The sequence below is a fragment of the Peloplasma aerotolerans genome (assembly GCF_030012175.1).
GTDB lineage: Bacteria > Bacillota_I > Bacilli_A > Acholeplasmatales > Acholeplasmataceae > Peloplasma > Peloplasma aerotolerans.
In genome coordinates this window covers 1-8786 of sequence record NZ_JASCXW010000041.1, presented here as the reverse complement: position 1 = coordinate 8786, position 8786 = coordinate 1, and the positions used below count along the sequence as shown (strand labels likewise).

Below are 8786 nucleotides of genomic sequence, written 5' to 3'. Positions count from 1 at the left end.
TTTTAATTGCATAGTATCTGCAAAAATGTTAAAATGAAATAGAAACTGAGGGAATATTATGAATGAACTATTAAACTACAATGAAAATAACTACAAAAAAAAGAATAGGCGAATAATCATTGATAAAGCAAGAGATCTTTTTATTTCAGAGGGTATTCATTCGCCAACCATGAAAGATATAGCTAGCGCTGCTGGTATATCTTTAAGATCTGTATATAATTATTATCAAACTAAAGATGACCTTGCAATTGATATTCAAATAGTTACGATGGAAATTATTAAATATTCTTTTTCTAACTACACCTATAATCAAAATATCACAGCTTTTCAAAACTTAGAAAATGTAATTGAAAAAATATTTAATGATCTATTAAACAATCAAAAGGCTGTAAAATATATAACGGCGTTCGACTATTATTTTTACAACAGTTACCCTGATAATCGATATAATATATACTTGAATTCAATCAAATCATCGAATATACCAATGGAAATCGTTGAACATGCACTTTTGGATAAATCAATCTATTTTCCAAAAAATCAAGCGATGTTGACACTGATTACTATTTTTCAGAGTCTTTTGGCCTATGCGCAAAAAATTATATATAGAGAAAAAGTCATGCTGACAGAAGATATCTCAGGTAAAGGTGATTTATCAATCTTCAAAGAACTCATCTTAAGAGGTATAAAACAATAATTGTTATTTTGACTCAATGTCAAGAATAAAGTTATTAGACTAAAACGAAGGAAGATTAGGCAATATATCGCATGATATATTGCCCGTTTTTTTAAAGTGATTGGTTGGATATAATTTGTATACACTTGTAGTCTATGTTTTATGTTGCTTATTGTTGCGACTTATTTTATATGGATTGGCAACACTTTTTTATCTGTGCCCACTAAGATATAAGAAGATAATTGAACAATTTAAAATAATAAAATTCAATGTTTTTTGATTAAAATAACATTTTATATTTTAGCCTTTGATAATTTTGAATAAACCTCGAATAAAGCGATTATTTATTAAATCGAGTAACCCTAACGCTCTATTTTTGCTAATTTTACCACCACTAAAAGTTATCAATGCTCTTAACGGCATCTGGTCAACTGTTTTTTCCATCATTTGTTTCATTGCTTCATCAGGTTCACCAATCATCGATGTCATCCGTTTTTGAATCATACCTGTCAATTTTTTTCCAATTGGATGTTTTTTTATTTCACCTAACAAACTATTTAAATGATAGGGTTTAATCGCCGGTATTTCAGGAATAGAATATCCCAATAGTTTTTCAAAATCAGATTTACTAGGATTAAAAGTGTGGTCTATAATTCGGTATGCGTCTTGCTGGTCATCAATCACGACGTCTTCTGATTCAATGTCAATTACATTTTTTAATTTAATATCTTTCGATGAAGCTCCTACAGAGAATAGATATGAACCGCATTCTACTTTATACCCATCTTGATATATTGCCAAATCTTCAAATGCAATAGACATTTTGACTCGCTTAGTTTCATTAATATCAAGTTCAATTTTATCGAATGCTTTTAATTCTTGAAGTGGTCGATAAACTTTACTGTCAATTTTTGAAACATATACTTGAGCAATCTCTTTGCCAGGAAATTTACCAACATTAGAAAGATCAAAAGATAAATCTATGTTTTTATTGCCCCGATTAACCTTTACCTTCAAATTTGCATATTCAAACATGGTATAGGATAATCCATAACCAAAAGGAAACAGAGCTTCCAAGTTTAATGTATCATATCCACGGTAACCAACATATAATCCCTCTCTATATTGAACTTGTCTAGGATAATCTGGAAAATGTGCGCTCGAAGGCACATCAGATAAATCTTTTGGGAACGTTTCTGCAAGTTTTCCTGAAGGATTAACAAAACCAAAGATAACATCTGCTAATGCTTGTCCTGACGCCTGCCCACCCAAATATTGTTCGACAATGCCTTTTACGCGGTTTTCCCATGGCATTATGACAGGCGAACCATTTGAGAGACTAACGATAAGTTGGCTGTTTGCTGACTGAATAGCTTCAATCAAGGCTAGATGACTTCTGGGTATATTCAAGTGGTCTCTGTCAAACCCTTCGCTTTCATAAACATCTGTTAGGCCAACCATAAGAACAACATAATCTGCAGCTTTTGCTACTTGAACTGCTTCATCAATCAATTGTTGATCCAGTGTATCTTTTTTAGAATCATATCCTTGGGCATAGATTAAATTATCACCTAACACTTCTTTAAAGGCATCGTATGCATTGCTGAGACGAGTGGGTTTAATTAAACTAGACCCACTACCTTGATATCTTGGTTTAACTGCAAATTCACCAATTAACGCTACTTTATGTTCACATTTCAAAGGGAGTATTTCGTCATCATTTTTAAGTAAAACAATAGCTTCAGATGCAACTTTTCTTGCAAATGCGTGATGTTCTTCTTCGTCATATCTGACAGGATTTGATTTTAAAGCATTCTGTCCTTTGATTATTAATTCCACAATTCTTTCAACACGAGCATCTAAAGTAGATTCGTCCAATTCTCCATTTTTCAAAGCTTTTTTAATGTCTTTATAATGTAGTGACCCACTGCTTGGCATTTCTAAATCTTGCCCAGCAATTAGCCCTTTTATACGATCATTATTTGCTCCCCAGTCCGTCACAACTAGTCCTTCATGTTGCCATTCTTCTTTTAAAATTGTTTTTAAGAGATGCTGGTTTTCTGAAGCATATTTACCGTTAACCTTGTTATAAGAACACATCACAGTCCATGGCTGTGCCTCCTTAACAGCAATTTCAAAACCCTTGAGGTAGATTTCTCTAAGTGTTCTTTCATCAACAAGAGCATCCGTACTCATCCGAAAACTTTCCTGATTATTTACAGCAAAGTGTTTAATCGAGGTGCCAACCCCTTGACTTTGAACTCCTTTAACCATGTTAGATGCAAGTTTTCCGGTTAGCAAAGGGTCTTCACTAAAATATTCGAAATTACGTCCACCTAGTGGATTGCGTTTGATATTAACACCTGGTCCAAGTAATACTGATACTTTTTCAGATAGACATTCTTTTCCAAGTTTTTCTCCAACTTCACGAATTAAGTTTACATTCCATGTACTAGCAAGGCCCGCTGCAGTTGGGTAACAGGTTGCTGGTACGCTATTCATTAATCCTAAATGATCTGATTCTCCATCTTGCTTGCGTAATCCGTGTGGCCCATCTGTAACCATAATACTTTGAAGCCCATACGCTGGAATATCTTGTAAATGCCAAAAATCTTTACCAGTGATAAGTTTTAATTTTTCATCTAAAGTCAATTGTTTTACAATATTTTTAGCTTTTAAATCCATGTTTATCTCCTCTATTCCGCAATAGTTTTATCTAATGCCATCTCTTTAATCATTCGCTCTACGTCTTTTTCTGTTAATTTATAGTAAAAACCAAACAACACGAACGCGATGATAAGTCCTACAATCGGTATCAATGACAATGAAATCCATATCCCATTGAGTGCTTGTTCTGTTTGAACAGTAGCTGTGCCAACATAACCAAATGCTGAAATGAAAAATAGTGCTAATGCCCCTGAAATCGCACTTCCAAGTTTTGTAGAAAATGTTTGAATAGAAAAAATCACGCCTTCATTACGTTTGCCAGTGGTATATGCACCGTATTCAACACAATCCGCTGAAAAAATGCCCATCATTAACATAGGAGACAATAATCCAATGCTTTTTAAAGCGTTTAATATCAAAAATAATCCAAATTGCTCGTAACCAACTAAGTATTGAATTACACTAAAAAGAATTGATGAACCAATACCATACATAAAAATCTTTCTTTTACCAAATTTTCTAACCAAAAAAGGTGTTATTATGGGCAATAAAATCATAGGTATCGCCATTGTAGCCATGATGATTGTTTGTATACCAATATCACCTAAGTTCCACTTTGCAAAATAAGGTGCAATAGTCATCGATGTCATAGTTGATGTTATTGCAATAAATGAGCCATAAAAAATAAGCAAATATTTATTTGAAAAAACAGCTCGGAACATCGATTTCAATGTAATGACTGAACTACGCTTATATAAAACACGTTCTTTAACAAAGAAGCGAAGAGGGATCATGGTCAACATAGCAATACCCATAAGGACAATAATAGTTGTCTGGTATCCTAAGTTTGCTATGAATTGTGGGGCAAGAATACCGATGACCATTGAAGCTAAACCTGCAGCTAAACGTCCAATAGATATAATTGAAACGCGTTCATCCGAATTATCGGTCATGGTTGTTGCTAATGCAAAGATTGGAATATCACTAACAGTATAAAGCATACCCCAAACAATATATGATATATAAAAATAGATCACATTAAATGTTCCGCTACCGTTAAAATTCCAGAATAGAAAAATGGTTGCAATTGGCATAATTAATGTTACAGCATTAATCCACGGTTTAAACTTACCCCGTTTAGGTTGTGATTTATCGACAATAGCTCCTAGCATAGGATCATTGACTGCATCCCAAACGCGTGCAACAAGGAAAAGTGTTCCTACAACTGCTTCAGTAAGACCAATTTCATCTGTAAGGAAAATCGCCAAATAAGAAATAACCATCATATAGATGATATTTTGTCCAACAAACCACAAACCGTAAGAATTTCTTTCCTTTGATGATGTTAGAAAACCTGTTTTTTTCATTTTAAATCAGCTCGCTTTCTATTCTTAAATACCATGGAATGTATCCATGCAAATCCAAAGATAGTAATGTAAAGTGCTACGATGACATCAGTAAAGAAGTGTGCCCCTAGAACGACTCTAGCTAACGCGCCAAATACGCCCCATAGCAACGCAAAGGCTATGAAATAGTGAGATTTAATCCACTTAATTTTATCAATAAACATAATATATGCAAATATCATCATGCCATTTGCCGTATGTCCGGAAGGAAACGATTTGAACTCTTCATTTACTGCGAAAGGTCGTATGTCATACCAATATCTGAATTCATCAATGGAATCAATTGATCTCATACGAGGTCTTCCCCATATCATTTTTAAAACGTTAACTGATATCACGACATATAATCCAAGTAAAATAAGAACTACTGCTTCTTTTTTCATTGCAACAAAAACTTTTCGATCCTTTTTTTTCGTCCAAAAAAACATCAGACTAAAAATGATTAACCCAATAATGATTGCAATAATCATCCATATTGTTGGAATACCACCTTCTGCAAATTCAAAAACATATCTAATTGGCATAAAAGGTGTAATAATAGAAAACAACAACATAAAGACAACACCCAAGACAGATAAAACATAATACTTGAGTGATTTCACTCGATTTCTACTACCAAAGAGTATTGTTGTCGCTAATAAAAACCCTCCATACAAAGGCACTTCACCAAACATGTTGAAAAATTCTGCCCAAATCGAATGAGAATTGTATATAGCAATAGATAATGTGTAATCCCAAGGTAGCAATGCAAATAAAGCTAATAAAACGATTAGAATCAATAAAGCGATTAAATAAAACTTTCTAGAAACTGTCATCCTTGTCTCCCCTTTTTTTATATTTATAAAAGTGTTTACACTTCAAATAAATTGTATCATATTTGCACGCGATGTGCAATATTTTTTTCAACTAGTGTGCATTTTTTCAATTTTTATGATGATACTTCATCTAATCATTTAATATTTAACAAATTATATTCATGCTATTAAAGACTTTAATTTGCCATTTTGAAGTTCCAACTACTCACTTTTCCAAAACAGAACAATTTTGACTCAGATTATAATAATCTTTCATATTAAAACTAGATTTTAAAGTTCAAAAAAATATAGGTCAAATATTAACACTATATAAGAAAAATACCACTTAGAGAATAGCTCTAGGTGATATTTTTGTATGGGGAGATGAAATCCATCTTGATGAAAATTGGCGGATTTTAAGCATTTCTAAGCGACTTACCGATCGATATAGAATAGGGTAATAGATTTCTAGTCTCTTTGCTTGAATGTTGTCTAGGACATATTCTAAATACTTTGAAACATTTCAATCATTCTAACGTCACGTATGAATGATTGAAAAAAGTAGTGTTGTGTATCTTGCCTAATCATAAGAACATGATGTCATAAAGATTTTTCGATTGATCACGAACGGTTTCACAGTTCTTTCTGCGCTGTTGTTTTATATTTCGATATATCCACTTGATAAAAAGGTTGAAAGCTTTAGCTTGACCTTCTTGGCATAGCTCACTGCACCTCCTAATGCTAATCCTAGTATATAAATAGGGTTAAATAGAAGAGCCTCAAGTTCTTTTGGGATAATTGGATGTTCTTGACTACGAGGCTTTAAAAGGTCAGGAGCTATAAGATTTTCCTTTTTGTAGATAGACTCTAAGTTAAAGAGTTTACCGATAATATCCAAAATCTTTTTTACGCTACTCCAAAAATAGTTTTCTTCGGGTAAAGTTTTGTCGATATGATAAAAACGTCTTCTAGCATGTGTAAAGCACCTTTGAAGTTTAATCTTTGGATTATTTTTATTCAGTTTGGTATACCCTTTGAAGCTGGTCTCTGTCTGTATAATGTTTTTTTCATGATTATTTCTTCGTTTCATGCCAGAATACAAAAAAACAGTATAAATTGTTAGAGTGTTAATATTTGACCTTAACGAACTAAGTACAAAATATAATTCAAGACCTACCTCACTTTATGGAAAAAAGACCAATTCTCTTTCGATAAGTCGTCTTATGTTTCTTAATTTGGGGTCGACAACCATTAGTGAACGCCTACGGTAACACATTTTTTAGAGGACAACAGAGGACACTGTAGTACATAAAGCAATCAAACATAAAGTTGGGTTGTTCTACCTATTTTAATACAATTATGCACCTTTATGAAAACGGCTTAACAAAGCAGCATTTTTTAGTGCTGAAAGTTGAATAAAAACTATTGAAAATCAATCATTATCCACATTATATATGAATTCTAAAAATGCTTTTCTCAGGCATACTATCGTAATAAAATACATAATTTTTTGGAGGTGTTATCGCTTCCAAATGTTCGCCACCAAGTTTTTCAATAACTCTCTTTGATGAGACATTATCATCGTCACAAGAAATGATAAAGTATATCGTTCTATGAAATCTGGTTGTTGAATATTTCATCATCACTGCTATTTTTGCGTAGCCATTTTTACAAAAAGATTAATCAATTTCATATCCTAAATTACCGTTAAAATATGAATGATCATTTTGGCCTATTCGAATGCTAATCTTACCAATTGCAGTTGAACTTATGTTTAGATAGATAATGTAATAGTAGAATGGAATAATTTCTTCAATACAAATAATCCTTTTAGGCTTTACTGATCACAATAACCAGTTTGTTGTAGAACTAGGTAAAATGAATTTATATATTGTCTCAAGCAGTCTAGAGGTTCGCTTAAGTGATACTTTTGAAATCATTAGAGAGACAAAAAAATATAGAAACAACCCACTTAGCTTTCTAAATCATCAAGTTTTAATTGGACTGTATAAAATATTTACAACAGTCTTTTTCAACAGTTTTCATTATCTTAAGATGAAATATCTTAGATAAGCTATAATTAAGGGTGCGCAAATTCTCACTAGGGGTGCGTAATCGTGTTAAAATAATCTACACGTTCCACTTAGAACTTCAATCGAAATACAATATCCCTTACGTTGACAAATTTCTATTAATTAATCTTCCTCTTTTTTAGCTTTTCTAATAATTAGATTATTTATCCACATTTTATCATGTTTAATGGATATATAGCCAATCAAACTCATTGAAAATGCACCTATACCATCTATAATAAAATCCCACATGGTATCATTTAATGCATTTAATCCAACATATGGCGTACCTGTTTCATCCATGTATTTCATCATATTTAAATTCATTGTACTATCCCATGCAAACTCATACAACTCCCAAAGAACACCCATGGTCATTGCAAAGCAAAAAGCAAAAATAGCAACAAACATCGGATTCATTTTAATAATGTCATAATCATTTAAAACTTGTATAATTGTAAAACTTAATGCTGCTAAAAATGCTCCACTTACAATATGGAGCATCTTGTCAAAGTGAGGTACAATAAAATGAAATCTTCTAAACTCGCCTAAAATAATGGCTGCAAATAAAAAAATAATTACAAATATATGCATTGTAGATGGTATGTCAAAATGCCACTTTTTTTCTATAAAAGTAGGTAAAAGTAACACAAACATTCCGCCAAAACTTTCAGTAGCCATTAAGATATAGTCATTTTTTATAAGCTCAACACCTTGACTATATTCTAGCGGTGCTTCTATAGCATTAACTATAGACCAAATAAATGCAAAAAACATTAAAATAAATACAGACCAAAAAACAGTACGTTCTATTCTAGTTGATGGCGATATACCATATTTATTTTTCATTTAAATCCTCCTCGTATAATATGTAAAGTGAACTACTCCCACCACTTAATGAATTTCATTAAAAGCGAAGGCTTCTTGGGTAAAACAGGCTAGTGTCCGTTAGTTTACCAAGCTATCGCGTCTGTTCCATACGCTTTTGTTGCATATGCTATTAGACCTTGAACACCGATGTTAATCGCTGCATTTAGGTCTCTATCCATCTTTTGCCCACATACACAAGAGTATGTGCGTTCAAAGAGTAAGATATCTTTTTGCTTCCCACACTGACTACAGGTCTTTGTTGATGGATAATATTGATCAATCTTGATCAAGGTTTTTCCTT

General features: G+C 32.4%; 8 protein-coding genes. 1 reads left to right on the top strand and 7 read right to left on the bottom strand.

Annotation, left to right across the window (positions count from 1 at the left end; translation table 11 throughout):
• Positions 1-58 precede the first annotated feature (58 nt).
• Positions 59-697 carry a TetR/AcrR family transcriptional regulator gene (locus QJ521_RS08750; protein WP_282840096.1) on the top strand — a complete coding sequence of 213 codons (639 nt, stop codon included), beginning with the start codon at positions 59-61 and terminating at the stop codon, positions 695-697.
• A gap of 279 nt (positions 698-976) precedes the next feature.
• On the opposite strand, the gene QJ521_RS08745 is transcribed toward QJ521_RS08750, so the two are convergent.
• The 7 genes from QJ521_RS08745 to QJ521_RS08715 form a co-directional block, all read right to left on the bottom strand.
• Positions 977-3361 carry a beta-glucosidase family protein gene (locus QJ521_RS08745; RefSeq protein ID WP_282840095.1) on the bottom strand — a complete coding sequence of 795 codons (2385 nt, stop codon included), beginning with the start codon at positions 3359-3361 and terminating at the stop codon, positions 977-979.
• Between the two features lie 11 nt (positions 3362-3372).
• Positions 3373-4710, bottom strand: a complete 1338-nt coding sequence (locus QJ521_RS08740) for an MFS transporter (protein WP_282840094.1) — start codon at positions 4708-4710, stop codon at positions 3373-3375.
• Positions 4707-5564 carry a phosphatase PAP2 family protein gene (locus QJ521_RS08735; protein ID WP_282840093.1) on the bottom strand — a complete coding sequence of 286 codons (858 nt, stop codon included), beginning with the start codon at positions 5562-5564 and terminating at the stop codon, positions 4707-4709. The genes QJ521_RS08740 and QJ521_RS08735 overlap by 4 nt, the downstream gene beginning before the upstream one ends.
• Positions 5565-6201: 637 nt before the next feature.
• Positions 6202-6633 (bottom strand): IS66 family transposase, encoded by a 432-nt coding sequence (locus tag QJ521_RS08730; RefSeq protein WP_282840092.1) that lies wholly within the window; start codon positions 6631-6633, stop codon positions 6202-6204.
• Between the two features lie 358 nt (positions 6634-6991).
• Positions 6992-7183 carry a hypothetical protein gene (locus QJ521_RS08725; RefSeq protein WP_282840091.1) on the bottom strand — a complete coding sequence of 64 codons (192 nt, stop codon included), beginning with the start codon at positions 7181-7183 and terminating at the stop codon, positions 6992-6994.
• 555 nt (positions 7184-7738) lie between these two features.
• Positions 7739-8464 carry a DUF2238 domain-containing protein gene (locus QJ521_RS08720; RefSeq protein WP_282840089.1) on the bottom strand — a complete coding sequence of 242 codons (726 nt, stop codon included), beginning with the start codon at positions 8462-8464 and terminating at the stop codon, positions 7739-7741.
• Positions 8465-8568: 104 nt separating this feature from the next.
• Positions 8569-8786 (bottom strand): zinc ribbon domain-containing protein (locus tag QJ521_RS08715; protein ID WP_282840088.1); only part of this gene is annotated, 218 nt, incomplete at its 5' end.